This window comes from Raineyella sp. LH-20 (assembly GCF_033110965.1).
Lineage (GTDB): Bacteria > Actinomycetota > Actinomycetes > Propionibacteriales > Propionibacteriaceae > Raineyella.
Genome location: NZ_CP137003.1, coordinates 1,862,444 through 1,888,801, shown reverse-complemented (window position 1 = coordinate 1,888,801; position 26,358 = coordinate 1,862,444). Strand labels below are relative to the sequence as shown.

26 protein-coding genes and 1 riboswitch are annotated in these 26,358 nt (G+C 71.0%); of the genes, 7 read left to right on the top strand and 19 right to left on the bottom strand.

Features of this window, described 5'->3' with window-relative positions:
• Positions 1-80: 80 nt before the first annotated feature.
• Positions 81-2,639: an ATP-dependent Clp protease ATP-binding subunit gene (locus R0146_RS08125; protein WP_317688500.1), complete on the bottom strand. Its 2,559-nt coding sequence runs from the start codon at positions 2,637-2,639 to the stop codon at positions 81-83.
• A 245-nt stretch (positions 2,640-2,884) separates the two neighbouring features.
• Complete coding sequence (locus R0146_RS08120) at positions 2,885-3,226, bottom strand: histone-like nucleoid-structuring protein Lsr2 (RefSeq protein WP_317688498.1); 342 nt, start codon at positions 3,224-3,226, stop codon at positions 2,885-2,887.
• Between the two features lie 433 nt (positions 3,227-3,659).
• Between R0146_RS08120 and R0146_RS08115 the strand changes: the two genes are divergently transcribed.
• Positions 3,660-4,538, top strand: coding sequence for an SAM-dependent methyltransferase (locus R0146_RS08115; protein ID WP_317688496.1), 879 nt, complete (start codon positions 3,660-3,662; stop codon positions 4,536-4,538).
• A 9-nt stretch (positions 4,539-4,547) separates the two neighbouring features.
• Positions 4,548-5,702 (top strand): NADH-quinone oxidoreductase subunit D-related protein, encoded by a 1,155-nt coding sequence (locus R0146_RS08110; protein WP_317688494.1) that lies wholly within the window; start codon positions 4,548-4,550, stop codon positions 5,700-5,702.
• Positions 5,703-5,704: 2 nt separating this feature from the next.
• Here the strand turns inward: R0146_RS08110 and R0146_RS08105 are convergent, their stop codons facing one another.
• The 12 genes from R0146_RS08105 to dacB form a co-directional block, all read right to left on the bottom strand.
• Positions 5,705-7,060: a PAS domain-containing protein gene (locus R0146_RS08105; protein WP_317688492.1), complete on the bottom strand. Its 1,356-nt coding sequence runs from the start codon at positions 7,058-7,060 to the stop codon at positions 5,705-5,707.
• A 303-nt stretch (positions 7,061-7,363) separates the two neighbouring features.
• Positions 7,364-8,035 (bottom strand): hypothetical protein, encoded by a 672-nt coding sequence (locus tag R0146_RS08100; RefSeq protein ID WP_317688490.1) that lies wholly within the window; start codon positions 8,033-8,035, stop codon positions 7,364-7,366.
• Positions 8,036-8,248: 213 nt separating this feature from the next.
• The gene (locus R0146_RS08095) at positions 8,249-8,824 is read right to left on the bottom strand and encodes a DUF3180 domain-containing protein (protein ID WP_317688488.1); all 576 of its coding nucleotides are present in this window, start codon (positions 8,822-8,824) and stop codon (positions 8,249-8,251) included.
• Positions 8,821-9,369, bottom strand: a complete 549-nt coding sequence (gene folK, locus R0146_RS08090; protein WP_317688486.1) for a 2-amino-4-hydroxy-6-hydroxymethyldihydropteridine diphosphokinase — start codon at positions 9,367-9,369, stop codon at positions 8,821-8,823. The genes R0146_RS08095 and folK overlap by 4 nt, the downstream gene beginning before the upstream one ends.
• A 111-nt stretch (positions 9,370-9,480) precedes the next feature.
• Positions 9,481-9,858 carry a dihydroneopterin aldolase gene (folB, locus tag R0146_RS08085; RefSeq protein WP_317688484.1) on the bottom strand — a complete coding sequence of 126 codons (378 nt, stop codon included), beginning with the start codon at positions 9,856-9,858 and terminating at the stop codon, positions 9,481-9,483.
• On the bottom strand, positions 9,858-10,748 hold the full coding sequence (gene folP, locus R0146_RS08080) for a dihydropteroate synthase (RefSeq protein WP_317688482.1): 891 nt from the start codon (positions 10,746-10,748) through the stop codon (positions 9,858-9,860). Before folP ends, folB begins: the two co-directional genes overlap by 1 nt.
• 11 nt (positions 10,749-10,759) lie before the next feature.
• Positions 10,760-11,377, bottom strand: coding sequence for a GTP cyclohydrolase I FolE (gene folE, locus R0146_RS08075; protein ID WP_317688481.1), 618 nt, complete (start codon positions 11,375-11,377; stop codon positions 10,760-10,762).
• Entirely contained in the window at positions 11,370-13,661 is a 2,292-nt protein-coding gene (ftsH, locus tag R0146_RS08070) for an ATP-dependent zinc metalloprotease FtsH (protein ID WP_317688480.1), read from the bottom strand. Before ftsH ends, folE begins: the two co-directional genes overlap by 8 nt.
• A 187-nt stretch (positions 13,662-13,848) precedes the next feature.
• Entirely contained in the window at positions 13,849-14,400 is a 552-nt protein-coding gene (gene hpt / locus R0146_RS08065; RefSeq protein ID WP_317688478.1) for a hypoxanthine phosphoribosyltransferase, read from the bottom strand.
• A gap of 11 nt (positions 14,401-14,411) precedes the next feature.
• Entirely contained in the window at positions 14,412-15,602 is a 1,191-nt protein-coding gene (gene tilS, locus R0146_RS08060) for a tRNA lysidine(34) synthetase TilS (protein ID WP_317688476.1), read from the bottom strand.
• Positions 15,602-16,642 carry a zinc-dependent metalloprotease gene (locus tag R0146_RS08055; RefSeq protein WP_317688474.1) on the bottom strand — a complete coding sequence of 347 codons (1,041 nt, stop codon included), beginning with the start codon at positions 16,640-16,642 and terminating at the stop codon, positions 15,602-15,604. Before R0146_RS08055 ends, tilS begins: the two co-directional genes overlap by 1 nt.
• Before the next feature lie 46 nt (positions 16,643-16,688).
• Positions 16,689-18,095, bottom strand: a complete 1,407-nt coding sequence (gene dacB / locus R0146_RS08050; RefSeq protein WP_317688472.1) for a D-alanyl-D-alanine carboxypeptidase/D-alanyl-D-alanine endopeptidase — start codon at positions 18,093-18,095, stop codon at positions 16,689-16,691.
• 82 nt (positions 18,096-18,177) lie between these two features.
• On the opposite strand from dacB, the gene R0146_RS08045 reads away from it, so the two are divergent.
• On the top strand, positions 18,178-18,741 hold the full coding sequence (locus R0146_RS08045) for an inorganic diphosphatase (RefSeq protein WP_153572455.1): 564 nt from the start codon (positions 18,178-18,180) through the stop codon (positions 18,739-18,741).
• Positions 18,742-18,890: 149 nt separating this feature from the next.
• On the opposite strand, the gene R0146_RS08040 is transcribed toward R0146_RS08045, so the two are convergent.
• From R0146_RS08040 to R0146_RS08030, 3 genes are read right to left on the bottom strand one after another with little or no spacing between them, the layout of a single operon-like run.
• The gene (locus R0146_RS08040) at positions 18,891-19,271 is read right to left on the bottom strand and encodes a fluoride efflux transporter FluC (RefSeq protein ID WP_317688470.1); all 381 of its coding nucleotides are present in this window, start codon (positions 19,269-19,271) and stop codon (positions 18,891-18,893) included.
• Positions 19,268-19,717, bottom strand: a complete 450-nt coding sequence (locus tag R0146_RS08035) for a fluoride efflux transporter FluC (RefSeq protein ID WP_317688468.1) — start codon at positions 19,715-19,717, stop codon at positions 19,268-19,270. Before R0146_RS08035 ends, R0146_RS08040 begins: the two co-directional genes overlap by 4 nt.
• Positions 19,714-20,256, bottom strand: a complete 543-nt coding sequence (locus R0146_RS08030) for a universal stress protein (protein ID WP_317688466.1) — start codon at positions 20,254-20,256, stop codon at positions 19,714-19,716. The genes R0146_RS08035 and R0146_RS08030 overlap by 4 nt, the downstream gene beginning before the upstream one ends.
• 44 nt (positions 20,257-20,300) lie before the next feature.
• A riboswitch (Fluoride riboswitch) is annotated at positions 20,301-20,389 on the bottom strand.
• Positions 20,390-20,427: 38 nt separating this feature from the next.
• Here R0146_RS08030 and R0146_RS08025 point away from each other — a divergent pair.
• The 3 genes from R0146_RS08025 (at position 20,428) to R0146_RS08015 (ending at position 22,892) form a co-directional block, all read left to right on the top strand.
• Entirely contained in the window at positions 20,428-21,471 is a 1,044-nt protein-coding gene (locus R0146_RS08025) for a TRM11 family SAM-dependent methyltransferase (protein WP_317688465.1), read from the top strand.
• 10 nt (positions 21,472-21,481) lie between these two features.
• Entirely contained in the window at positions 21,482-22,015 is a 534-nt protein-coding gene (locus R0146_RS08020) for a SixA phosphatase family protein (protein WP_317688463.1), read from the top strand.
• 100 nt (positions 22,016-22,115) lie between these two features.
• Positions 22,116-22,892: a DODA-type extradiol aromatic ring-opening family dioxygenase gene (locus tag R0146_RS08015; RefSeq protein WP_317688461.1), complete on the top strand. Its 777-nt coding sequence runs from the start codon at positions 22,116-22,118 to the stop codon at positions 22,890-22,892.
• Between the two features lie 81 nt (positions 22,893-22,973).
• Here R0146_RS08015 and R0146_RS08010 read toward each other — a convergent pair whose 3' ends face one another.
• Together R0146_RS08010 and R0146_RS08005 are read right to left on the bottom strand one after the other, a co-directional pair.
• Positions 22,974-24,125, bottom strand: a complete 1,152-nt coding sequence (locus tag R0146_RS08010; RefSeq protein ID WP_317688459.1) for a glycosyltransferase — start codon at positions 24,123-24,125, stop codon at positions 22,974-22,976.
• Positions 24,126-24,143: 18 nt separating this feature from the next.
• Positions 24,144-25,406 carry an NAD-dependent epimerase/dehydratase family protein gene (locus R0146_RS08005; RefSeq protein WP_317688456.1) on the bottom strand — a complete coding sequence of 421 codons (1,263 nt, stop codon included), beginning with the start codon at positions 25,404-25,406 and terminating at the stop codon, positions 24,144-24,146.
• A gap of 341 nt (positions 25,407-25,747) precedes the next feature.
• On the opposite strand from R0146_RS08005, the gene R0146_RS08000 reads away from it, so the two are divergent.
• Entirely contained in the window at positions 25,748-26,218 is a 471-nt protein-coding gene (locus tag R0146_RS08000; RefSeq protein ID WP_317688454.1) for a GatB/YqeY domain-containing protein, read from the top strand.
• Positions 26,219-26,358 lie beyond the last annotated feature (140 nt).

The window sequence follows — 26,358 nt, the reverse complement described above, 5'->3', positions numbered from 1 at the left end:
CAGCCGTTCGGTTCAGCCGTTTCGTCGCTCGTACGTGTGACGGCTTCCGACGGTCACCGCCGGACGTACGACGGCCTCGGTCAGCTGGCGGCCTGGTCGCCCTCCGCCTGCTGGCTCTCCGACGAACCACCGTCCAGCTCCACCGGCGGGGTGTCCGGCACGTCCGACTGCGGCACGCCGCGGAAGACGAACGGATCCTCGGAACCCTTCGGTGCGACGTCGACCAGGACGACCTCGCCCGGCTTCAGGTCACCGAACAGGATCTTCTCGGCCATCGGGTCCTCCACGTCACGCTGCAGGGCTCGGCGCAGTGGCCGGGCGCCGAGCACCGGGTCGAAGCCCCGCTGGGCCACCAGGTCCTTCGCGGCCGGGGTGAGCTCGATGCCCATGTGCTTGTCGCGCAGACGCTCCTCCACCTGGGAGACCATCAGGTCGACGATCGACTTGATGTTGTCCAGGGTCAGCTGGTGGAACACGATGATCTCGTCGATGCGGTTCAGGAACTCGGGCCGGAAGTGCTGCTTGAGCTCCTCGGAGACCTTGGCCTTCATCTTGTCGTACGACGTCTCGTCGCTGGCACCGGTGGAGAAACCGAGGCTGACCGACTTGTTGATGTCACGCGAACCGAGGTTCGTCGTCATCACGATGATCGTGTTCTTGAAGTCCACGACCCGGCCCTGCGCGTCGGTGAGCCGACCCTCGTCGAGGATCTGCAGCAGCGAGTTGAAGATGTCGGGGTGGGCCTTCTCGATCTCGTCGAAGAGCACCACGGAGAACGGCTTGCGGCGCACCTTCTCGGTGAGCTGGCCGCCCTCCTCGTAGCCGACGTAGCCGGGCGGGGACCCGAACAGCCGCGAGGCGGTGTGCTTCTCGGAGTACTCGGACATGTCGAGCTGGATCAGCGCGTCCTCGTCACCGAACAGGAACTCGGTCAGCGCCTTGGTCAGCTCCGTCTTGCCGACGCCCGAGGGGCCGGCGAAGATGAACGACCCGGACGGGCGCCGCGGGTCCTTCAGACCGGCCCGGGTGCGCCGGATCGACCGGGACAGCGACCGCACCGCATCGGTCTGGCCGATGTAGCGCTTGCCGATCTCCTGCTCCATGTTGAGCAGCCGGCTCGACTCCTCCTCGGTGAGGCGGAACACCGGGATGCCGGTCGCGCTGGACAGCACCTCGGCGACCGCCTCCTCGTCGACCTGCGGGGTGACGGTGGCGTCACCGACCTTCCAGGCCTCCTCCTTGGCGGCACGCTGGGTGAGCAGCTTCTTCTCGTCGTCGCGCAGCGAGGCGGCCCGCTCGAAGTCCTGCTGGTCGATCGCCGCTTCCTTCTCGACCCGCACCTTGGCGATCCGCTCGTCGAACTCCCGCAGGTCCGGCGGCGCCGTCATCCGCTTGATCCGCAGCCGGGCGCCGGCCTCGTCGATCAGGTCGATCGCCTTGTCCGGCAGGAACCGGTCGGAGACGTAGCGGTCGGACATCGTCGCCGCCGCCACCAGGGCGTCGTCGGTGATGGTGATCCGGTGGTGCGCCTCGTACTTGTCGCGCAGCCCCTTGAGGATGTCGATGGTCTCGGCGATCGACGGCTCCGGCACCTGGATCGGCTGGAACCGGCGCTCCAGCGCGGCGTCCTTCTCGATGTACTTGCGGTACTCGTCCAGCGTGGTCGCGCCGATCGTCTGCAGTTCGCCGCGGGCCAGCATCGGCTTCAGGATGCTGGCGGCGTCGATCGCGCCCTCGGCGGCACCCGCACCCACCAGGGTGTGGATCTCGTCGATGAACAGCACGATGTCGCCGCGGGTCTTGATCTCCTTGAGCACCTTCTTCAGGCGCTCCTCGAAATCACCGCGGTAGCGCGAACCGGCGACCAGCGAGCCCAGGTCCAGGGTGTAGATCTGCTTGTCGCGCAGCGTCTCGGGGACGTCACCGCGGACCACGGCCTGGGCCAGGCCCTCGACCACCGCGGTCTTCCCGACGCCGGGCTCACCGATCAGCACCGGGTTGTTCTTCGTACGACGGGAGAGCACGGTCATCACGCGCTCCATCTCGGTGTCGCGGCCGATCACCGGGTCCAGCTTGCCCTCGCGGGCCAGCTGGGTGAGGTTGCGGCCGAACTTGTCGAGCTCGGCCGACGACGCGGGCGTCGCGGCCCCCACCCCGGCGGTCTGCGGCTCGCCGGACTCGGCGCCACCGACCTCGCGCCCTTGGTAGCCGGACAGCAGCTGCAGGACCGTCGACCGGACCCGGTTGAGGTCGGCGCCGAGCTTCACCAGCACCTGCGCGGCGACACCCTCCCCCTCGCGGATCAGGCCGAGCAGGATGTGCTCGGTGCCGATGTAGGAGTGGTTGAGCTGGAGCGCCTCCCGCAGGGACAGCTCCAGGACCTTCTTCGCACGCGGGGTGAACGGGATGTGCCCCTTCGGCGCCTGCTGCCCCTCACCGATGATCTCGACGACCTTCTCGCGCACCGCCTCCAAGGAGATGCCGAGCTGTTCCAGGGCCTTGGCGGCGACGCCCTCACCCTCGTGGATCAGGCCCAGCAGCAGGTGCTCGGTGCCGATGTAGTTGTGGTTCAGGGCGCGTGCTTCGTCTTGGGCGAGCACGACCACTCGTCGGGCTCTATCGGTGAAGCGCTCGAACATAGAATCTCCTCCGTCTGCGGCCGGCCTGGTGGCCGGAACGCCGTACACCGACCCGGGGGCCGGAGTGCGTCAAGTCTAGTAACCCGGCAGGGGCCCACAATGTTCCCGGTCGGACCGCCTGTTCGCCTCCAGCGCAATCCGAGGCGTCATCGGGCGGGGCAGGTGTGCAGAAGCCCGCCCCGACGCCCGACAGCGTACGGGACGGGCCGGCCCGGCCAATCGCCGCGCCTCCGCTCAGGAAGCGATCAGGAATGTGCTTCCTCGTACGCGGCCCGGACATTCGCCGGAACCCGGCCGCGCGCCGAAACATCGATTCCCTGCTCCTTGGCCCATTCCCGGATGTCGGTGGCCGACGGGCCCTCCGATTCCTTCGGGGCCGCAGCAGAACCCGGCCGGCGGACGGCCCGGCGGCCGCTGATACGACGGGCGTGGGAAATCCACGGGGCGACCGCCTCCTGGAGTTCCGCGTAGTGCTCGGCATTGAGGTCGATCTCGTAGGAAACGCCCTCGAAGGTGAAGGACACCTCGTGCTCCGCGGGGGTCTGGTCGACGTCATCCTCGAGGATGATCTGGGTACGGCGAGCCATCGTGTGCCTTTCTGTGGTGCCCGATGTGGGCATCGTCGTGGGGTCCATCGGCGAACGCACCCCGTGATCCGACCGTTGGCGCGTTCAACGAGACACTACGATAATACTTCCGACAATGGGCGAGCGGAATAGGCCCCTATTCCGCAATCCCCACCCGCCCGATCGATCTCAAGATTTCCCTGGCTGTGAGGTGGCTATGGATTGGCGCGACGAATGGTGGGCCGCCTCGACAGGACCGGCGGGATTCTGGTGGCATGAGGCGGCGGCCCAGCATTTCCGGACCTCGGCCGGCGAACGACGCGATCCGGCCGGGACCGAGGAAATGATCCGCGTCCTGCTCGACACGATCGACCGCCCACCGGGCAGCCCGCCCGCTGCCGACAGCAGGCCCACCGCGCCCGCGACGCCTGCAGCCCCCACGCCGGCAGTCCTCATGCCTGCCACCCCCACGCCCCGGACCGGCCCACCGGACACCGCCCGCGGAACGACGCCGATCATCGGCCTGGTCGATCTCGGGGCCGGCGACGGCTCCCTGCTGCGGGCCGTCGCTGCGGCACGCCCGGACTGGTCCCTGCTGGGCGTCGACGTACGGCAGGCTCCCAGCGACCTGCCACCGGGATGCAGCTGGCGCCGCGCCGTCTGGGACGTCCGTTCCGCGTCCTGGACCGGGCCCAGCGGGCCCCTCGGTCGCCCACCCTGGCACGATCTGGCCACCCGCGGCCCCGTGATGGTCGTCGCGCACGAGTGGCTCGACGAGCTGCCGTGCCGGATCGCGCAGCGTACGGCCGACGGTTGGGAGCTGCTCGGACCCGACGGGCCGACCGGTGACCGAGCCGCGGCGGACGAACTGGCCTGGCTGACCGAGTGGGCCGGCGCCGCGCGAGGGGTCGAGGTCGGGCTGACCCGCGACCGGGCGTGGGCGGCGGTCGCCTCCGCCCTGCCGCACGGTGGGATCCTGGTCGCCGTCGACTACGGCCACCGGCGCGCGGACCGGCCCCCGGAGGGTGGCCTGATCGGCTATCGCGACGGGCGCCGGGTGCCACCCGTGCCCGACCGGCGGACCAACCTCAGCGCCCCGGTGGCGGTCGACGCGCTGGCGGCGGCCATCGAGTCGCTGCCCCGCGTACGGCGCCACACGATCGCCCGCCAGCACGAGCTGGTCAGCCGACCCGCACCCGCCGCACCACGTGCGCCGCTCGCTGCCCTGGTCGCGGCCAACCGGCGTCGCGCGCTGGCCGATCCCGACCGCTGGGGCGCCAACTGGTGGCTGGTGCACACCGTCGATGCCGGGAACGGGTCGGCCACGTCCTAGGCTGTCGCCATGTCCTCACTGCGTGTCCTGGTCGGATCGGCCGCTGCCGGGGCACTGCCGGGTGGGGAGATCCCCGACGGCACCCTGCTGCTCGACCTCGGCCCGGACCATCCCAGCCGCGCGGGGCTGCTGGAGCTGGAGCTGTGGACCGACCCGACCGGCGAACTGGTCGACCGGGCGGACGTCCACGTCGGGGCGATGCACCGCGGGGTCGAGAAGCTGTTCGAGGTGCGCGACTACCGCCAGATCCTGATGCTGGCCGACCGGCACGACTGGCAGGCCCCCTTCGCCGCGGAACTCACCGTCGCGCTGGCCTGCGAGGAGCTGTTGGGGATGACCGTGCCGCCGCGCGCGGTGTGGCTGCGTACGCTGCTCGCCGAACACACCCGGATCGCCTCACACCTGGGCTTCCTGGGCTACCTCGCCCATCGCACCGACCCGACCGACCGACGGGTGGCCCGGCTGCGCGAGGACCTGCGTGAACAGCTGCGTACGCTCACCGGCAATCGGGTGCACCCGATGGTCACCCGGATCGGCGGGCTGGCCGCGGACGCCGATGATGCCTGGCTGGACGCGGAGCTCGCCGTCGTCGGCCGGGCCCGGGACCTGGCCGGCGCACTGCGGTCCCTGCTCGACGCGGAGTGGTCACGTGCCGACGGGGTCGCCCCGCTCGGGGCGGAGCTGGCCCGAGCGTACGGCGTGACCGGACCGGCCTGCCGTGCAGCGGGCGAGGACGTCGATCTGCGGCGGCAGCGCCCCTACCTGGCGTACGCCGACCTCGACGTGCCGGTCGCCCCAGGAGGCGGAGCGGGCGACGCGTACGCCCGGTTCGGGTTGCTGGCCGCCGAGGTGGCGACCGGGGCAGACCTGGTGGAGGCTTGTGCCGAGCAGTTACGTACGCTCGAGGGTCCGGTCGCCCAGGCCCTGCCGAAGATCATCAAGCTACCCGACGACGAGGGCTACCTGGCGACCGAGGCCCCACTGGGGCAGGCCGGGGCGCACCTGGTCTCCCGCGGCGACAAGACGCCGTGGCGGCTGCATCTGCGCACCCCGTCCTTCGCCACCGTGTCGGCACTGCCGGCGGTCCTGCCGGGCGTACGGGTCGCCGACCTCGAACTGGCGCTGGCGTCGCTGGGCTACGTGGTCGGTGACATCGACCGCTGAGGTCAGACCGCGATGCTGTGCCCACCGGCGGCCGCGGCGATCGCGGCCACCCGGGACCGCAGCCCGCTCGAGTCACGGCTGGCCTCGGTGGCGCTGCGGCGCGGCACGAGCTCCCGCAGGCGGTCCATCGCCTGACGGGACTCGGCGACCTGCTGCTCGATCCGCGGCACCAGGGTGGCGATCGAGTCCGGGAGGGCCCGGCCGGCAGCCATCGCCCGCCAGGCGTCCATCAGGTCGACCGGGATCTGCAGCAGCCCTGCGGCCTCGTCCACCTGCTGGCGGGCGTGGTTGCGGGCCTGGGAATGCTCGGCCAGCCGGGTCTCCATCTCGTCGATCCGTTCGACCAGCGCCTCGCACAGACCTCTTATTGCCGGCATGGCCCTCTCGGTGCCAGGGCCGCCGTCGATCAGCTCGACGAGGAACCGGCCGACCATCTGGGTGAACATCCGCGCCAGCGCGATCTGCATCCGGCTGTCCAACGCCCCGCCCCTGGCCGTGTCCAGGTCCTGGATCAGCGCGTTCAGCACGCTGCTGACCTCCACGCCCATCGCGGCCCACAGGTTCAGCGGCATCATCATCGGCACCCAGACGGCGTCGAGGTCGGTCACCTCGCCGATCTGGCGGGCGGTCTCCATCGACTCCCGCATGGCGTGATCGAGGTGGTCGACGGTGTCGGACATCCGTTGGGCGGAGTCGGACAGCACCGACAGGTCCGCCATCCAGGCACCGAGCTCGTCGAACACCTGGTGCACCTCGTCGAGCATGATGGCCAACTCGCCGCGGGCCTCGGGGCGGGCCGGGATCCCCCCGATCGCCTCGTCCAGGGCGGTGACCTCCGCCGGGAGTAGTATGCGCTGCAGGTCCTGATAGCTGCTCAGACCCTGTTGCTGGAGCAGATCCCCCAGCATCTCGGCGCCTTGGACCGCTGCCTCAGCGCGCCCGACACCGGCGGCACGCAAGGCGGCCTCCCGCTCGGCGACGGGCTGGTAGACGGTGTCGACCAGCTGCAGCAGATCAGGGCGGCAGGGCCGGGAACGCACCGACAGGTATCCGCCCCGGCGCAGCGGGGTGATCGCAGCGAAGACGTCGTAACGGACGCCGTCCGCCGCGAGGTTGTGGACGTACGCCGCGAAGGGCCGACCGGCCTGCAGCGTGTCCCACATCACTCGAAAAGCAGCGCCGGGCATCTGCGGGTGCCGGATGATGTTGTGCGGTGCACCGATCAACGCGTCCCAGGAGTAGCGGGACAGACGTACGAACGTCGTGTTTGCCTCGGCGATCACGCCGCGGTCATCTGTGGTGGAGAAGAACATCTCCTCCGCGGTGAATGACCGTTCCTCCCCCGTCGGCAACACCATGCGTTCTCTCCCGTGTCTGGTCCCTATTCACAGCAAACACACGCACGGTACCCGAGCCGCCGCGGAGATACCAGGTGCCGCACAGGTCATTCGGCACACAGCGGCGAAACACATTCTACGCACAGTTGCGTACGACACGCAGTCGTATTCCGTCGTCGTCCGCACAGAACCAACAGTGCGGGCACCAGCTCCAGGCGCCCGACGCAGACATGACGGTGCAACCACGAAGGGCACACACGAAGGTGGGGCCTGCACACTGTGCAGACCCCACCGTGGGTGGTGCCGGGCTCCGGACGGAGCGGATCAGGCGTGCTTGCGCTGAACCTGCTCGTCGGTCTCGGGGTAGACGAGCGCCTTCATGTCGACGACGGTCGGGTGGTCACCGTCGGACCACAGCTCCTCGGCGGTCGGCAGCGCGGCCCACTCGGAGGCGCTCTCCTTGACCGCGCCACGACGCGGCATGGCGAAGACCTCGGCCTCGTCACCGACCAGCTTGCGCAGCTCCTGCTGGGCCTTGGCCAGCTCGGTGCGCAGGGCCAGCAGCTCCACGTCGCGCTCGGCGATGCCCTCGACCAGCTCGCCCTTGATCTTGCGCAGGCTGGCGATCTCCGCGCGCAGCGTACGGATCTCGGTGGTGAGATCGTCCACCCGGCTGGCGATCGCGGTGTTGCGCGACTCCAAGGTGTTCACCACGGACATGTTCGACCGGCGCTCGCGAGTCAGCTCGAGGCCCTGGGCGCGGGCGTTCTCGAGGTCCCGGCGAGCGACCTCCTGGCGGTCGAGGGTGGCCTCGCGCCAGGCGAGGACCACGCTGGTGACGGCGGTCACGATGGCGAGCGCCACGCCGCCGCGGACCACCCAGAGGCCACCGATGGCCAGGGCAGCCGCAACGACAGCACCCGCGACGAGGACGCCGACGGTCACCTTACGTGCGGGGGAAGAAACGGCACGACGGCCGGAAGCTGCACTACTCACGAGGACGAGACTAGTCGGCCGGGAGGGCGCCGGTCTCCCCTGACACGCGTGTCCCGCGCCGTTATCACACTGTGAGCCGCGGAGTGGGACGTCGCGACCGCCGGGAGTGCCGTCGGTGGCGACGGTAGCCGTGCCGAGCCGCGGACCACTCGGCACGGCCGTTCGTACGTCCAGCCTCGCTTACCGCCCGACCGGGTCCACTGACGTGACCGGTCAGCCCCGCCGATCGTCGTGCGTGTCCCCGTTCCGAGCGGATCCGTCGCCCTTCCGGTCGGCCCGGCGGTCCTTGTCCTGCGGGACACGGCAGGCCATCTCCAGCGCGTACCCGGCGGCGCACAGCCCGGCACTGGCCAGGGCGGCCAGCCCGGAGTTGATCGCCCGGGTCAGCCCTGCGGCGATCTCCAGCCGGGGCAGGAAGGATGCACCGAAGACCAAGTAGCCGCCGAACAGTGCGGCCCCCAGCAACGCCGCCGACTTGCCCAGCACCAGCGAGTAGAGACCCCGTTCCGGGGTCACCGGGCGTCGCCGGACGTGCACCGTACGCCACATCCGCCGGGCCAGCACCGCGACGGCGACCGCCGCGACGGCCAGCATCGCGGCGGTCGTCCAGGGCACGTGCATGGGCGTACGACCGAGGTTCTCCACCACCGGCCCGAGCAGCCACCCGACCACGGCACCGAGGAGGGCGGCGACCAACAGCACCCGCGGCGGGGTGGGCAGGATGCTCGGTTCGATCGGTTCCTCGTCCGGCTCGTCCGACCGGTCCTCCGGCGGCAGTTCCCGACTCATCCGGCGATGCTGTCCTCGAGCCGTCGGACGCCGGTGGTGTCCAGTCCGGCGAGCAGCTCGGCGATCCGGCCGCGGCCCGGGATGACGGCGTCGGGGTCGACGTCGGCCCACGGCGCCAGCACGAACGCACGCTCGTGGGCACGCGGGTGCGGCACGGTGAGATCCGGCTCGTCGATCGTCCGGTCGCCGTAGACGATGATGTCGACGTCGAGGGTCCGCGGGCCCCAGTGCACCTCGCGGGTGCGGCCGGCGGCCTCCTCGATCGCGTGGATCCGGGCGAGCATCGCCTCGGCCGACTGGGTGGTCTCCGCGACGACGACGACGTTGAGGAAGTCCGGATTGTCGGCAGGTCCGCCGACGGCGACGGTCTCGTACACCGGGGACACGGCGACGACCGTCAGTTCCGGGGTCGCCCCCAGTTGGGTGACCGCCTCATCGAGATGACCGAGGCGGTCGCCGAGATTGGCACCGAGGGAGAACACCACCGTGCGCAGCGGGCGCAGGGAGAGCGTGTCAGCGTTGATTCCGAAGGGAATGGTGGACATGTCCGTTCCTCTCGTCGTAGGAGTGGCACTTCGGCGGAGCCGGCGCATCGTTGGGCCGGGTGCTCTGGTGCCGGCCTGCGTGACGGCCGTCCGGTGGGACGCCGGGTCGCCTCAGCGGACCCGTGTGATCGTCACGCTCGTGTCCCCAAAGGGCACCGGGATGGGTGCCTCCGGCTTGTGGACGGTCACCTCCACCGCACGTACGGCCCGATGGCCCAGGCACGTCCGGGCGATCCGCTCGGCGAGCGCCTCGATGAGGTCCAACGGCTCGCCGACGATGTCGTCCCGGATCTGCCGGGCCACCGTCCCGTAGTCCACGGTGGCGGTCAGATCGTCGGAGAGTCCAGCCACCGACAGATCCAGGCCCAACGTTACATCGACCACGAAGGGCTGCCCGGAGCGCCTCTCCTCGGGGAACACCCCGTGGTGACCGATCGCCCGGATCCCGGTCACAGTGATCCGGTCCAGCTCTGGCGGGAACAGGGCCATCAGCGCGGCTCCTCGCTGTCCAGGAAGGTGCCGACCACGCGGTCGGTGACCGCGTCCCGCGGGCCCTTCCCGCGCAGCGCCTGCACCACGGCGATCGCGTCGCGTTGGGCACGGACCTCGTGGGTCCGGACGGCCCAGATGCCGCGCTCGGCCATCCAGCCGGTCACTGCCGCGGTGGCGAAGTCACGGTCCTTCGGCGACTGCTCCGGCCGGGTCCCGGCGACCACCTCGCCCAGGAACCGCTTGCGGGACACCCCGATCAACACCGGGCGTCCGAGGGCACCGAACGCGTCGACGTGGCGCAGCAGTTCCCAGTCCTGTTCGCGCGTCTTGGCGAAGCCGATGCCGGGGTCGAGGATGATGTCGTCGACCGGGACCCCGGCGGCGACGGCCAGCTCCAGCCGGGCGGCGACCTCGTCACGGACCTCGCTGACGACGTCGTGGTAGCTGCTGCGGCGGTCCATGTCGGTCGAGTGGCCGCGCCAGTGCATCAACACGTACGCGCACCCGGCCTCGGCGACGGCGTCGTACATCTCGGGATCGGCCAGGCCACCGGAGACGTCGTTGATGATCCGGGCGCCCACCGCGACGGTGGCCCGAGCCACCGAGGCCCGCATGGTGTCGACCGAGACGATCGCCCCGCGGGCAGCGAGCTGCTCGACCACCGGGACCACCCGGCGCAACTCCTCGGTCTCCGCCGTCCGCGCGATGCCCGGCCGGGTCGACTCGCCCCCGACGTCGAGCATGTCGGCGCCCTCGGCGAGCAGCCGGAGTCCGTGGCGTACGGCGGCCTCGGTGCCGAAGTGTTCGCCGCCGTCGGAGAAGGAGTCGGGGGTGACGTTGACGATCCCCATCACCTGGGTGCGTGACGCGGACGGGATCCTGGACACCGGGCGCCCGCTCAGCGGCCCAAGATGAGGCCCATGGCCTCGGCACGGGTCGCCGGGTTGCGCAGCACGCCGCGTACGGCCGAGGTGACCGTACGCGATCCCGGCTTGTGCACCCCGCGCATCGTCATGCACAGGTGCTCGCAGTCGATGACCACGATGACGCCCCGCGGATGCAGGTAGGTGACCAGGGCCTCGGCGATCTGGGTGGTCAGCCGCTCCTGGACCTGCGGGCGGCGGGCGTACACGTCGACCAGCCGGGCCAGCTTGGACAGGCCGGTCACCTGGCCGTCGGAGCCGGGGATGTAGCCGACGTGTGCGACACCGCTGAACGGCACCAGGTGGTGCTCGCACATCGACCACACCTCGATGTCCTTGACCAGGACGAGCTCGTCGTGGTTGATGTCGAACGTCGTCGACAGCACCTCGGCGCCCGAGCGGCGCATCCCGGCGAACACCTCGCCGTACATCCGGGCCACCCGCTCCGGGGTGTCGAGCAGGCCTTCTCGATCGGGGTCCTCGCCGATCCCGACCAGGATCTCCCGGACCGCGGCGACGATCCGCTCGTGGTCGAAGTCCCGGTGGGCGCTGCCCCAGGCCTCAGGATTGCCCCCGCCGTCGCGCTCAGCCACGCGGACCGTCCTGTCGCTCGTCCGGAGTCGTCGGGCCCTGCTGGCCGGGCACAGCCTGGCCGGGTGCCTGCTGACCGTCGGGGCTCTGCCACGGGGTCGGTGCACCGTTCCACGGCCCCGGCTGGGCGCCCGGCGCCGGGGGCTGCCACGGGCCGGCCGGCGGCTGCTGCGGCGCCAGGGACTGCGGGGTGCCCTGGGGCTGCGGCGCTCCCGGCGACTGCGGGGCCATCGGACCCTGTGGGGTGCCCGGAGCCTGCGGGGCGACCCAGCCGGCGGGCGGCTGGGGGGCCGGCCAGTTCGGGTCGACCGGGACAGGCGGCACCGGGACCGGTGCGATCCCACCGACCGGCAGCGGTGCCGGCACCGGTGCAGCGGTGATCGGCTTCTGCGGCGGGGTGATCGGCGGGATCTCGGACGGACGGCGGGTGTCCGAACCGGTCCAGGCACCCCGCTCGGGGTGCCGCTTCAGCGGCTCGAAGATCTTCTCCACCTCCTCGCGGCCGAGGGTCTCCTTCTCGAACAGTTGGCGGACCAACTCGTCGAGCACGGCGCGGTTCTCCTCGAGGCAGTCGAACGCCTCCTGGTGGGCGGCGCCGACCAGGTCGGCCACCTCCTGATCGACGATGCCGGCGACGTGTTCGGAGTAGTCGCGCTGGGAGCCGAAGTCACGGCCGAGGAACGGCTCGGAGTCGCCGGTGCCGAGCTTGACCGCGCCGATCCGCTGCGACATGCCGTACTCGGTCACCATCGCGCGGGCCGTCTTGGTGGCCTTGTCGATGTCGTTCGAGGCGCCGGTCGAGGGGTCGTGGAAGACCAGTTCCTCGGCGGCCCGGCCACCGAGCATGTAGGCGAGCTGGTCGAGCAGCTGACCGCGGGTCTGGGAGTACTTGTCGGCGTCCGGCATCACCATCGTGTAGCCGAGGGCGCGGCCGCGCGGCAGGATCGTCACCTTCTGCACCGGGTCGGTGCCGGGCATCGCCGCAGCCACCAGGGCGTGGCCGCCCTCGTGGTAGGCGGTGACGAGTCGCTCGTGCTCGTTCATCAGTCTGGTCCGCTTCTGCGGGCCGGCGATCACCCGGTCGATGGCCTCGTCGAGCGCCGAGTTGGTGATCATCGCGGCGTTGTTGCGGGCCGTCAGCAGGGCCGCCTCGTTCAACACGTTCGCCAGGTCCGCGCCGGTGAAGCCGGGCGTACGCTGCGCGACCGTCGAGAGGTTGACGTCGGGTGCCATCGGCTTGCCGGCGGAGTGCACCTGGAGGATCTTCTCCCGGCCCTTCATGTCCGGGGCCTCCACCGGGATCTGCCGGTCGAACCGGCCCGGGCGCAGCAGCGCCGGGTCGAGGACGTCGGGCCGGTTGGTGGCGGCGATCAGGATGACCTCGCCGTGCACGTCGAAGCCGTCCATCTCGACCAGCAACTGGTTGAGGGTCTGCTCCCTCTCGTCGTGGCCGCCGCCCATGCCCGCGCCGCGATGGCGGCCGACGGCGTCGATCTCGTCGATGAAGATGATCGCCGGGCGATTCTCCTTGGCCTGCTCGAACAGATCACGGACGCGCGAGGCGCCGACACCGACGAACATCTCGACGAAGTCCGACCCGGAGATGGAGAAGAACGGCACCCCGGCCTCGCCGGCGACGGCACGGGCGAGGAGCGTCTTGCCGGTGCCGGGCGGGCCGTAGAGCAGCACGCCCTTGGGGATCTTCGCCCCGACCCGCTGGAACTTGGCCGGCTCGGCGAGGAACTCCTTGATCTCCTGCAGCTCCTCGATCGCCTCCTCGCAGCCGGCGACGTCGGCGAAGGTGGTCTTCGGGGTGTCCTTGTTGGCGACCTTCGCCCGGGACTTGCCGAACTTCATCACCTGGGACCCGCCGCCCTGCATGGCGTTCAGCAGGAAGAAGAACAGGCCGCCGAGCAGCAGGAACGGGATCAGCGTGTTCAGCAGCCCGGCCCAGAAGCCGGGGCGCGGACTGGTCGCGTTCCACGAGGTCAAGGTCTGCTGTGCCACCCGCTCGTTGAGCCGGGCGATCATCTGGTCGTCCTGGTTGCCGGCCCAGTACGAGCTGTACTTGGTCTGCTTGGCATCGGCCATCGTGATGAGCACGCGTTGCTCACCGGTCTGCATCTCGACCGTGTCGATCTTGTCGGTGCCGTCGAGGATCTGGACGACCCTGGACGTCGGCACCTGTTGGTAGCCGGTCGACTGCCCCGCGAACTGGCTCATCAGCACCAGCGCGACGAGCACGATGATGACCCAGATCAGTGGACCCCGGAAGATTCGCTGCACAGTTGTTTCCTGCCTCAGGCTTGGACGAGCATGTTGACTCTACCCTGCACGTCCAACATCGCACAGGTCCGCGACGATCCGCCCGCCCGCCACGACGACGGACAGTCCCTGCTCCGGGACAGGCTCACGCGGAGGCGGCGCGCAGGCCCGCAGACGGGACCCCGGCCGTCGGTTCCGCTGCCGGAACTCAGGCGTAGACCCGCGGGTCGAGGATGGCGAGCCCGTCGTAGTTGCGGTACTTGCCGTCGAAGTCGAGGCCGTACCCGACGACGAACTCGCCGGGGATGTCGAAGCCGATGTACTTGCAGTCGATGGTGGCCTGCATCGCGTCCGGCTTGCGGAACATCGCCGCCACCTCGAGGCTCGCCGGGCCGCGGGAGGCCAGGTTGGACAGCAGCCAGCTCAGCGTCAGACCGGTGTCGATGATGTCCTCGACGACGAGGACGTGCCGGTCATGGATGTCGGCGGAGAGGTCCTTGAGGAACCGTACGACGCCGGAGGACTTCGTGCCCGAGCCGTACGACGAGACGGCCATCCAGTCCATCTCGCAGTGGCTCTGCATGGCGCGGCACAGGTCGGCCATCACCATCACCGCCCCGTTGAGCACCCCGACCAACAGGACGTTCTTGTCCGTGTAGTCAGCGTCGATCTGCCGCGCCATCTCCACCACCCGGGCCCGGATCTGCTCCGGGGTGTAGAGAACGGTGGCCAGGTCACCTGCGATCGTGTCAGCATCCACGTGTCACAGCTTCACACACCCGGCACCCGGACGTCACCCGGGGCCCGGCCGCGCAGCCGTCCTTCCCGGCGGACGACTCGCAGCCCGGGCAGGTCGACGCCCTGCTGGCCGCGCCAGTGCGTCACCAGCCGGCAGACCGCCGCGACGTGGCCCGCACCGGGTTCCCGGGCCCCACACCGGACCAGCCACCGGCGCACCACCCGGGTCCGCAGCGCCTCAGGCAGGAAGGCGAGTTCGGCGCAGTCCAGGTCTCCCACGCATCGCCGACCGGGGCCGGCCGGGGTGGGTCCGGTCGAGGCGACCTCGGAGGAGTCACCGATGGTGTCGGCCGCGACGGGCTCCGGGCCGGCCGGCTCGGGGGCGACCACGGCGTCCGCTTCGGCCGCCTCGGCCAACGCGTCGAGGAAGTCGGCGTCCACCCGGGCCAGCGCCGCGGTGCGGGCCAGAGCCACCGCCACGCTACCGGTGCCACCGAACTCGTCCTCCAGCACCGGCAGCACCCGATGGCGGATCCGTGCCCGGGCGTAACGGTCGTCGGCGTTGTACGGGTCCTCCCACCAGCCGAGATCGTTCTCCCGGCAGCACTCACGCAGCGTCGCCCGGGTGAGGTCGAGCAACGGCCGGACGTACGGTCCCCGTCGTGGCGCGATCCCGGCCAGCGAGCGGACACCGGAACCACGGACCAGCCCGAGCAGCACCGTCTCCGCCTGGTCGTCGCGGGTGTGGGCGAGCAGCACCTCGTGGCCGGGCGGATCGACAGCGGAATCGGTCGGTCCTGATGTCCCGGTCACGCCCGGGGTCGTGTCGATCGCGGCCAGGGCGTCCTCGAACGCCGCATAGCGCGCGGTGCGGGCGGCGGCCTCCACGCCGTCGGCGCGGATCCGGGCCGGGTCGACCCGCACCCGGCGCACCTGGACCGCCGCCTCCGGATAACCGATCCCGACCAGTTGCTCGCGGACCGTCGCGGCCACTGCCGCCGATCCCTCCTGGAGACCGTGGTCGACGATCACCGCGCCGAGCCGGTCCAGCGCATCGACCCGGCGGCAGGCCTCGTACGCCCCGACGGCCAGGGCCAGCGAGTCCGAGCCTCCCGAGCAGCCGACCAGCCACCCACCGGACCTGTCATGGGCCGGGTCCTGCCAGGCGTCCAGCACCGCCCGGGCAACGGTGAGGGTCGCCACCCCGAGGACGCGCCGGGCCATCACAGCCCCATCCGCCGGACCCACCGGTCGGGGTCTCGCACCTCGGCCAGCGTGGGCAGCGTCTCCGGGGCGTCGAACACCCGGTTGAACCCCTCGACGCCGACGGCGCGTTGCACCGACCGGCAGAACACCGCCCCCTCGCGGTACTGGGCGAGTTTCTTCTCCATGCCGAGCAATCGTCCGAGGATCCGCGCCAGGCCGGGCCGGCCCTCCCGACGCTTGTCGAAACGGGCCCGGATGGTGTGCAGGGTGGGGATGACCTGCGGGCCGACCTCGTCCATCACCACGTCGGCATGGCCCTCGACCACGCTCATCAGCGCGGTGATCCCGTCGGTCGCCCGGTCCGCCGCCGCCGGCCCGGCGCTCACCGCCGTACGTACCAGATCGGCGAGGTGCCCCGCCATCCAGGGCGCCTGGCCGTACTGCACCCGATGGGTCTCCTCGTGCAGGCAGACCCAGAGTCGGAAATCGGCCCCGACCAGCCCGAGCCGGAGGGTCAGCCCGTGGATGTTCGGCGCGACGAGCAGCAACCGGCCGTGGTCGCCTGCGCGATCGCCCGCGGCCGTCCGCGCGCTCACCCCGTGGAACACGTCGAACTGCCCCAGCACCCGCGGCGACAACGCGGACAGCACCGCCCCGGCCGCGACGCCGGCCGACACGTCGCGGGCCCTGGCCACCCCTGACGCGAGCCGCCCGAACGGTCCCGGGGAGGCGGCGAGTTCCGTGGCCCCGGTGGCCCCAGTGGCCCCAGTGGCCCAAGTGGCCCCAGCGATGCTGTCAGCCGGATCGTCGAACACCTCGGCGAAACTGGCCAGGTTGGCCCGGATCCACGACGCCCGGTCGACCACGTACGTCCATCGTCCGCCGGGCGGGGCGAGCAGGGTGAGCTCACGTACGTACGCCTGGGCCCGCACCGAGGCGTCCCGCAGGTCCGCCACCACGGCCGCGGCCTCCGCCGGCGCGGGGACGGGCCCCGCCGGGGCGAGCCGAGCGGCGGTGGCTGCGGCGGTGGCCCAATCGACGCGCGGAAGGGAAGTCATGGATCGAAGGCTAACCCGCCCCGGCCCAGACCTTTCCGGCCGCCCCTCAGCTGCCCGCCACGGCTGCGGAGGCCCGGTCCAACCAGGCCCGGGCCGCATCGTCGTTGGAGGCGTCGTTGACCACGAAGGCGTACACCACGACCCCGCCGGAGACGGTGACGGCGTAGCCGGCCAGCGCGCTGGTGCCGCTCAGGGTGCCGGTCTTGGCGCGGACCTCGCCCCGCCCGGCCTCGCTGCCCGGGCGGTTGAACCGGGAGGCCAGCGTGCCGGTGGCGCCGGCCACCGGCAGGCCGGTGAGCAGCGGCCGGAACGGCGCGTCCGAGGTGCCGAGGGCGAGCACCCCGGCCAGCATCCGCGGAGTGACCCGGTCGTCGCGGGACAGGCCCGAGCCGTCGCGCAGCACGGCGCCGTCGTCCCACACCCCGCGTGCTCGGAGCACCCGCTCGACCGCGGCGGCCCCGCCCTGGAACGACCCACCCGTCCCGGCGGCGACGCCGGCCTGGTGGGCGACGATCTCAGCCGCGTCGTTGTCGGAGGTGGTGAGCAGGTCCTGGACGATCGTCGACAGCGGCATCGACCGCACCGCGGCGAGTTCGTGGGCCTCGGCGGGGAGGGTGCCGGACAGGCCCGCGGTGCCGGTGATGGTGATCCCGCGGGCGCCCAGCGCGGCGGCGAATGCTCTCGCGGCGTCGCCCGCCGGTGTGGTGGTCCGCGGTCCGGGGCTCGCCCCGGCCAGTCGGCCCTCGTTGGTCACCAGCGCGGACACCGGGGTCACCTGGTCGGCATAGGTGGCGGGCCAGTCGGGATGCAGCGCGGGGCCGTCGAACAGGGAGGCGTCCCAGCGCAGCGCGACGGTGGTGGTGCCGCCCGCGGTCAGGGCCTCGGCCGTCGCGGTGGCGAGGTCGTCGAGGCTGGCCCGTTCCGGGTGGTCGGTGGCGACCGACCCGGAGGAGAGATAGGGATCGCCGCCGCCGACGAGCACGACGGTGCCCGGGTCGGTCTGCACCGCTCGGGTGGTGAAGACATGGTCGGGGCCGAGCAGGTCCAGGGCCGCGGTGGCGGTGAGCAGTTTCATGCTCGAGGCGGGCATCACGGCGCGGCCGGCCCCGTCGTCGTAGAGCGTCGTTCCGGTGGCCGGGTCGGTCACCGTGCCGGCGATACCGCCCTGCAGGTCCTCACGCGGCACCGCCGCGACGGCGGAGGCCACTGCGGACGGCGCGGGGACCGCGCCACCCGACACCGCCGACACGCCCATGGTGTGCCCGGCGGGCAGCGGCGCCTCGTACGGTGCCCTGGCGTCGACGTCCGGCGTCGGCGACCCGATCGCGGGGGTGCTCGTACGCTGCTCGATCCACGCGCCGGCGCCGGCCTCGGTGGCGACGGTGGCGAGCGCCACGGCGCACACCAGTGACCCGGCGACGATCAGCGGACGCGCACCGCCCGGTCGACGCATAGCAGCACACTCCTCACACCCCGTCGGCCGGTTCGGTAGTCTCGCCCTGACCGGTCCGCACACATCATAGGGAGAGCCAAAGGTGACTGACGATTACCGCGTGTCCGGTGGTTCGGCGACGCAGCCCAGTGGGTTGGAGTTCTACGTGACCATCGAGATCCCCAAGGGCACCAAGAACAAGTACGAGATGGACCACCACACCGGCCGCATCGTCCTCGACCGTACGCTCTTCACCGCGACCCAGTACCCGTCCGACTACGGGTTCATCGAGACCACCCTGGGCCAGGACGGCGACCCGCTCGACGCGATGGTGCTCGTTCCCGAGCCGACCTTCCCCGGCTGCCTGATCAAGTGCCGGGCGATCGGCATGTTCCGGATGCGCGACGAGGCCGGCGGCGACGACAAGGTGCTGTGCGTGCCGGTGGCCGACCACCGCCGCGACCACCTGCAGGACCTCGAGGACATCCCCGAGTTCCAGCTGCTGGAGATCGAGCACTTCTTCACGGTCTACAAGGACCTCGAGCCCGGCAAGTCGGTCGAGGGCGCCACCTGGGCCTCCCGCGACGATGCCGAGGCCGAGATCCGCGCCTCGATGGACCGCGCCAAGGGCACCGACTACGAGCAGCTCCAGGTCAACCACTACTGATTGATCCCGTCACCGATAGCGACCTGCGATGGCCCCATCGTCCTCGGACGATGGGGCCATCGGCGTCTCCCGGGCACGCCGGGGCCGACCCGGGCACGCCGACCTCAGGCCAGGCACGCCGACCCCGCCGGCCGACCCGAGCCTCCCGATCAGCCGGCCAGCGAGCCCACCCACAGTCCGGCCAGGGCGGCCGCCACGCCGGCGACCAGCATCCCCAGCCCGGTGCGCAGGCCCAGGCGGACGTCACCGGACAGCAGCAGACGGACCGTCTCCACACTGGCCGTGCTGAACGTGGTGTAGCCGCCCATCAGACCGGCGCCGAGCACACTCCCCCACACCGCCGGCAGGACACCGACCGCGGCCAGGCCGGTGACGACACCGAGGACGAACGACCCGGACACGTTGATCACGACGGTGCCCAGCGGGTACTGCGTCGGCACGGCCGACCTGACCCAGCCGTCGACGACGAACCGCAGGGCCGCCCCGACGCCCCCGGCCAGGCACACTCCGACGAAGACCAGCGGACTCATCGGGCACCCCCGCGGACCGTACGATCACCGACCGTACGACGCCGCATCAGCCGCCGCCCCGCCACGATGCCGAGCGCCGCGGCACCCACCCCGAGGACGACGCTGCCGAGCGCGTACGCCACGCCGAGCAGCACCCGGCCGTGGCCGAAGAGCTGGCCGGTGGCCACCGCCAGGCTGCTGTAGGTGGTGTAGCCGCCGAGGAACCCGGTGCCGGCGGTCAGCCGCAGGCCCCGGCGCCACCCTTCGTCGAGTCCGGAGCGCAGTAGTGCCTCCAGCAGCGCGCCCAGCACGAACGCGCCGGTGAGGTTGATCAGGAAGATCGCCAGCGGGAAGTCCCCGGTGGGCGGGACGACCAGCCCCAGTGCTTGGCGGGTGCCGGTGCCGAGCACCCCGCCGACGATCACCAGAGCGACCAGCCGCCCCTGCAGGTGTGCCGGCCGGGTCATCCGCGCACCACCGGGTCGGACCAGTCGACGACCTGCAGCGGGACGACGAGCACCGGACGGTGCTGGTGGTGGGTGAGGTGGAAGGCGACCGAGCCGTCGAGCAGTTCCCGCACCCGGCCGCGGACGCCGGGGGTCCGGGCGCCGACGACGAGGGTCGCGGCGTCGACCGCGCGGGCCAGGTGGGTAAGGGCCCGGTCCGGCCGGCCGGCCAGGTAGCGGAACTGCCAGGCCACGTCGGGCGCATCGGCGAGCAGCGCGGTCAATCCGGCGCGCAGGTCCTCGTCGGTCCGTCGCCAGTCGGTGGCCACCCCGTCGGGGTCCAGCGGGGTGTGCAGGACGGTGCCGTCGGGATGTTCCTCGAGCGTCACCCGCTCCGGGTCGGCGTACGCGAACCACAGCACGCCTCCGGTGGCCCGGGCCAGCGCGATCGCGGTGAGCGCCACCAGGTCGGCCTGGCCGGGCACCAGGCCGACGACGATCGGCCGGCCGGCGAACGGAGTGAGCCGGGACGGATGGGGTTGCGGGACGACGTGGGGCATCGGACCTCTTCCTGCGGGTGGCACAGACCTGCCCGCTCCGTGGATGCGAGACAGGAACCATCAGCCAGGAAGGCGGTTCGGGCGGCACGGCTGGAGGACGTACGCCCGGGCGGGATCCATCGCCCACCCAGCAGGCTACTCCCGTCGGCGAGCCGTGGGATCATTCATCCCATGCGTCTGCTCATGCTCGCCAACCCGGGTGCCAACCGTGTCTATGCCGCCCACGCCATGACGATGGCGGCCGCCGAACTGGCGGTCTGCGCACCCGGTGCCCGTGAGGTGACGCCTCGGACGGTGGCCGGCGTCAGCTACCTGGGGTTCGAGACCGACGCACTGGACGCCGACGAGGCGGACCGTACGGCGGCGCTGCGGCTGATCGCCCGGCAGTCGACCTTCCTGGCGCTGTTCGAGGAGCGCGCCGACGGGCTGCTGGCGCCGATCGAGGTCGCCGACCCGGATCTCTTCGAGGACGACCTGGTCACCATCCCGAAGTATCAGGGCAAGACCAACGAGCAGTTCACCCGGTTGCTGCTGAACGTCACGCTGGCCGCGGTGGAGCGTCCGCTGGACGAGCACGCGACCGTGCTGGACCCGCTCTGCGGGCGCGGCACCACCCTCACCACCGCGTGGACGGCCGGCCTCAACGCCGCCGGGGTGGAGGTCGACGAGAAGGCGGTGGAACAGCTGTCGGCGTTCCTCAAGACCTATCTGCGCCGCAAGCGCGTCAAGCACAAGGCCGACATGGTCCCGGTGCGCCGGGAGGGCAAGAGCCTGGGCCGCAAGTTCGAGGCCACCGTGCACCTGCCCGACCGGGACCTGACGATGGGCGTGTTCACCGGCGACACCCGCTCCTCGGCGAAGCTGTGGGGCAAGCGGCGGTTCGACGCGGTGGTGACCGACGCACCGTACGGGGTCGTGCACGGCTCACGCTCCGACGTCGTCGGCACCACCGGTAAGCGGGACCGTTCCCCGGCCGGCCTGTTGAAGGGATCACTGGGGGTCTGGGCGCACCAGCTCAAGGAGGGCGGCGCCCTGGGGCTGGCCTGGAACACCCACGGCCTGGGCCGGGACGATCTCGTCGCGATGGTCGAGGAGACCGGGCTGGTGGTGCGCAACGACGGTCCGTGGCTGGGCTTCGACCACCGTGTCGACTCCGCCATCCAGCGCGACGTCCTGGTCGCCGTCAAGCCCCTGGAGACCGACCCGGCCCACTAGGCTGGCCGCCATGGAGAAGCGCCATGCCGCGGCCGCGCGTGACACCGCCCCCGCCGCGCACGTCCTCTATCTCTTGCGACATGCCAAAGCCGAGGTGCTGCACGCCGGCGGGACCGACGACAAGCGCGAGCTGACCGCCCACGGCCGCAAGCAGGCCCACGCGGTCGGCCGCTGGCTCGCCAGGCGTGGCGACCGGGTCGATCTGGCGCTCTGCTCGGAGGCGGCGCGGACCCGCCAGACCCTCGAAGGGCTCGGCGTCGAGGCTCCGACCAGCCACCTGTGGGAGCTCTACAACTCCGGCGCCGACCGGATCCTCGCCGAGCTGCAGACGGTCGACGAGAGCGTACGTACGCTCCTCGTCGTCGGTCATGCCCCCGGGATCCCGGCACTCGCCTGGGACCTGATCGAGCCGGAGCTGTCGGACTCCGCGGCGCGGGCGACCATCGCCCACCACTTCCCACCGGCGACGATCATCCGGCTGGAGTTCGACGGCAGCTGGCACGACCTCGACCGTGCCCGGCTCACCCACGCCCGCGTCGACTGACGGCGGCATCGCGGCGTCCCTCAGCTCAGTGGCGACCTTGCCTTGGGTGAACATTGAAACGCCTTTTATTGAAGATTGAACTATTCGCTACACTGAGGGCATGCCCGATCGCATGCCTGCCATCTTCCTCAGCCACGGTGCCCCGCCGCTCGCCGACGACCCCGTCTGGCCCGGCCAGCTGCGCGCCTGGGCCGGCACGATGCCGCGCCCCGCGTCGATCCTGATGATCTCCGCCCACTGGGAGGAGGCGCCGGTCAGCGTCTCCTCGACCGTCGGCGCACCGCTGGTCTACGACTTCTGGGGCTTCCCGGAGAAGTACTACCAGGTCACGTACGACGCCCCCACCGCCCCCGAGCTCGCGGCGACCGTCCGCGGACTGCTCGGCTCGACCACCGAGGTGCAGGTGGATCAGTCCCGCGGCCTCGACCACGGGGCGTACGTCCCGCTGGCGGAGATGTATCCACAGGCCGACGTCCCGGTGCTCCAGCTCTCGCTGCCCACCCTCGACCCGCGGGCCCTCTTCGCGCTCGGCCAACAGCTGGCGCCACTGCGCGACCAGGGCGTGCTGATCGTCGGCTCCGGCTTCACCACGCACAACCTGCGGGCGATGACGCAGTACGTCGACTCCCCGCCGCTGCCGCAGCTGGCCGAGTTCGACGCCTGGGCCGCCGACGTGGTCACCCGCGGTGACGTGGACGCCATCCTGGACTTCGCCACGAAGGCGCCGGAAGCCCGGATCGCCCACCCCCGCACCGAGCACTGGGCGCCGATCCACGCCGTCCTCGGCACAGTGGTCGGCACCGGAGACGAGAAGGGTGCCACCGCGATCGACGGCAGCTGGATCGGCCTGTCGAAGAGATCCTGGACCTTCGGCTGACGCCTCGGGGCGGTCTTGGACCTTCGGCTGACGCCTCGGGGACGGCACTGGACGTTCGGCTGACGCCGCCCGATCAGTCGATCAGTCGGTGTACTGGCGGTTCCGCCAGGCCCGCCAGTGCACTTCCTGGGCGTGCTGGTAGTAGTCCAGCAGGCGTTCGGTGGCGGCCCGCCAGCCCCACTTCTCGGTCTCGGCCCGCCCGGCCAGCGCGAAGCGGTGCCGCAGGTCCGGGTCGTTCACCAGCAGCATCACCTGGTCGGCGAGCTCCTGGGCGTCCCCGGGGGCGAACAGGAACCCGTTCTCCCCGTCCGCGATGACGTCCGGGATGCCGCCGGCCCGAGCCCCGACCACCGGCACCCCGCTGGCCATCGACTCCAGCGCGACCAGCCCGAGGGTCTCGGTGGTCGACGGGAAGGCGAACACATCGGCCGAGGCGTACGCCGCCGCCAGGTCGTCACCGCTCAGGTAGCCGGTGAAGACCGTCGGCGTGCCGGCGAAGTCCTTCTCCAACTGCGTACGGGCCGGTCCCGACCCGACGATGGCGAGGCGTACGCCGGGCATCCGGTCCAGCGCACGGCGCAGCACCTCGAGCTTCTTCTCCGGGGCCACCCGACCGACGTACACGACCAACGGCTGCTCGGGATGGCCGCCGGTGAGTCGAGCCCGCATCGCGGCGCTGCGCTTGTCCGGGTGGTAGGTGACCGTGTCCACCGCCTTCGGCCACAGCCGGACCCGGCGGATGCCGATCTCCCGTGCCGCCTGGACCATCTGCGGGGAGGTGCAGAGGTTCATGTCGGCCAGGTTGTGCAGACCGCCGATGTAGCTCTTGGCGAAGCTCTGCAGGAAGCCGAGGTCCATCGCCTCGGTGTACTTCGGCAGGTCGGTGTGGAACGACGCCAGCAGCGGGATGTTGCGCCGCTTGCCGGAGAGCACCCCGTACGCCGCCAACGCCACCGGGTTGACGGCGTGCACGACATCGGGGGTGAAATCCTCCAGCGTCCGGGCGATCCGCGGCGTCGGCAGGCCGACGTGGATCTCCGGATACCACGGGCGCAGCCGCGCCGAACGCACCCGGACCACCGGATAGCCGCAGAACTCCTCCAGGTCCGAGCCAGGGGAGAAGATCACGACCTCCTGATCGAGGGCCCGCAGCTGCTCGATCGTCCGGACGAGTCGGGTGACGACGCCGTCGATCTTCGGCAGGAAGACCTCGGTGAAGATGGCGATGCGCACGGCGATGGGCCGATCCGGTCAGGCCTGGGCGCCGGCTCCCTGTCCGCCGGAGCGACCGACCCCCTCGCCGATCGACGGATCCGCCTCGTAGCCCTCCGGCACCCCGGCCCGCTGGTCCTTGGTCCACAGCGAACGGGCCGGGATCTTCGACCGGTCGTAGCGGTCGCAGTAGCGGCGGGCGATGTCGGTGACCTCCATCATCAGCCCGTCGTCCAGCATGATCGGCTGCCAGCCGTACGAGAGGAAGGTGTCGTGCGCCACCCGCAGCTCGTTCTCCTGATCCTCCTTGCGGGGATCGGGCACGAGGGCGAGCTCGGCACCGGTCATCCCGGCGACCTTCTTCGCCAGGTCGCGCACCCGCAGGGTCTCCGCCTGCTGGTTGATGATCTTCACCCGGTCGCCGGCGGCCGGCGGGTTGTCGAGGGCCATCGCGACACACTTGGTGGTGTCGACGATGTGGATGAAGGCACGCGTCTGGCCGCCGGTGCCGTGCACGGTCAGCGGGTAGCCGACCGCAGCCTGCATCAGGAAGCGGTTGAGCACGGTGCCGTAGTCGCCGTCGTAGTCGAAGCGGTTGACCAGACGCTCGTCGCGGGTGGTCTCCGGGGTGTTGGTGCCCCAGACGATGCCCTGGTGCAGGTCGGTGACCCGCAGCCGGTCGTTCTTCACGTAGTAGGCGAAGAGCAACTGGTCGAGGGTCTTGGTCATGTGGTAGACCGACCCCGGGTTCGTCGGGTAGAGGATCTGCTGCTCGACCGGCTCGCCGCCGTCCTTGCGCGGGATCTGGATGTCGAGGTAGCCCTCGGGGATCTCCATCCCGGCGGTGCCGTAGCCGTACACGCCCATCGTGCCCAGGTGCACGATGTGGATGTCCAGCCCGGACTCGACGACCGCGGCGAGCAGGTTGTGCGTCGCGTTGACGTTGTTGTCGACGGTGTAGCGCTTGTGCCCGGAGTCCTTCATCGAGTACGGGGCGGAGCGCTGCTCGGCGAAGTGGACCACGGCGTCGGGGCGCTCGGACGCCAGCAGCGCCAGCACACCCGCGTAGTCCTGGGCGAGGTCGACGTTGCGGAATCGGATGTCCTTGCCGGTCACCTCGTGCCACGCCGTGAGGCGATCACCGACGGTGGCGATCGGGGTCAGCGACTGGGCGCCCAACTCCTGGTCGATGGCACGGCGCGACAGGTTGTCGACGATGACGACGTCGTCGCCCCTGTCGGACAGGTGCAGCGCGGTCGGCCACCCACAGAATCCATCGCCGCCGAGGACCAGAACTTTCACAACGCCTCCCTGTCTCCGCCGGTCACTCACTGTCCACCGGCCGCTCGCCCCACGATAACCCACCTCTGCCACGGATCCGCGCCGCCCGGAGAAGCCTTCCTCCCCTGGTGAACGCGATGTCGACTCTCCCGGTGAACCGATCCTCCCGGTCCGATGAACGCCGAATGAACACCCGATGTCGCCGTGGCGCCGGGGGCCCCGCCCGTACGCCTCACCCGCAACGCCCCGCTCCTCCTACTCCTTTCCGTACGTACGATCCGTCCGGTGACGCCGCGCGGGCCGCGACGCATGGCGTGACAGGATGAGGGGTACACCGGACGCCACGAAGGAAGAAGCAGACGATGGCAGAACTCAAGGACCGGCTGCGCGCCGACATGAAGGCCGCCATGAAGGAACACGACCAGCAGCGGCTGGGCACGATCCGGATGGCCCTGGCCGCGATCATGAACGCCGAGGTGGAGGGCTCCGCCCACGAGCTGACCGCCGACGAGGAGCAGAAGCTGATCGCCAAGGAGGTGCGTCAGCGGCGCGATTCCGCCGAGACGTACGCCCAGGCGGGCCGCGAGGACCTGGTGGACAAGGAGACCGCCGAGGCGGAGATCCTGCAGGCCTACCTGCCCCAGCCGCTCACCCCCGAGGAGGTCGGCGCGTTGATCGATGCGGAATTCGCCACGATCGAGGCGGAGACCGGGGCAGCGCCGACGATGAAGCAGATGGGCGCCATCATGAAGGCGGTCAACGCTCGGATCGCCGGCCGCTTCGACGGTGGCGCCGTCGCCGGCATGGTCAAGGGTCGCCTGGCGGGACACTGACGCATTTTCACAGGAACCCCGGCGGATCCACGGTCCGCCGGGGTTTTCACGTCTCACGACACCATCAAACCGTTACCTTTCCGTAACCACGTCTTTATCTTCTCGTGATCTTTACCTAGGGTCGGGTCCGTTCGTACGTC